This window comes from Comamonas koreensis, from assembly GCF_021026195.1.
Taxonomy (GTDB): domain Bacteria; phylum Pseudomonadota; class Gammaproteobacteria; order Burkholderiales; family Burkholderiaceae_C; genus Comamonas; species Comamonas koreensis.
Genome location: NZ_JAJNCT010000016.1, coordinates 1 through 1,108 on the forward strand (window position 1 = coordinate 1; position 1,108 = coordinate 1,108).

1 protein-coding gene is annotated in these 1,108 nt (G+C 50.8%); it reads right to left on the bottom strand.

What is annotated here, in order from left to right:
• On the bottom strand, window positions 1-1,068 hold a 1,068-nt coding region (locus LPW39_RS13955), incomplete at its 3' end, for a hypothetical protein (RefSeq protein ID WP_230776054.1).
• Window positions 1,069-1,108 lie beyond the last annotated feature (40 nt).

Consider the following 1,108-nt stretch of genomic DNA (forward strand, 5'->3'; position numbering starts at 1 on the left):
CGGTACAAAGCCGGGGCTGCTGGCGGTGATTTGGGTGGTGCCGGGGGATATGGCGGTGAAGGTGGCATAGGAGGAACTACTCGAATTTGCAGCCCAATTCACAGTGTTTGTCACCGTACCCACTGATGGGATCGAACTAGAGAAAGTGATTGTGAGATTAGTTGCTGGATACTGATAATCCTGATATCGCGCTCCAGGAACAATGGCACTTACAAATACTGAGTTGTAAGTCTGCCCAGCCTTCAGGCTACCTGGAACATTTCTTAAAGACATCAATGGGCTAATCGTTTCGGTATTCAGGACCGAGCTATCAAAACCTGCAGCGGTAGCTTCGATCTGGGTGGAGCCGATATCTATGCCGGTAACACTGAAGTAGACGAAGCTCTGTCCTGCAGGGATAGTCACAGTTGCTGGCACCGTGCATACGCTCTCTGCAACGCAGCGCAGGCTCACTGTCACCGCATTAGCACCACTCCCAGCTGCGCCGTTGATCAACCTCTCTACATACACTTCTCCCGTGTAGTAGCTATACAGCCCTTTGCCCACAACAGCTTTGGTTCCATTCTCTCGGCCAAGCCGCAATCCTTCCTGCGCCGCACTCACAGTCTGTAAATCAGACTTAACATTCACGATCCCGCTGATATCTACACTGACTCGGTACGTGCCGGCCGCAGTTGGTTGTGCCACATAACCACTTGTTGACCGCACTTGGCCTTTTGGGATAGTAATTTGAGTAATCAGATTTCCTGATTGGTCATAGATTCCATTGACGACCCCTGCTGGGGCCTGATCGCTCAAACTGACATTCACAGCTAACGCAGTGAGCGCATACTGATTATCCTGATACCGTGCACCAGGCACTCGCAATGAGATTGAAAAGTCATCCCGCACACTAGACGTTGTTCTATTGACATCTAGACTATTGAATATGACGGTTGGTGTGACCACCTCTACTACAAATGGCTCGGCTGCCGTAGCTCCTTCTGCTGTTGCTTCAATTTGGGTGGAGCCTACTTCTATACCGCTAACACTAAAGTAGACATAGCTCTGTCCTGCAGGGATAGTCACAGTTGCTGGCACCGTGCATACGCTCTCTGCAACGCAGCGC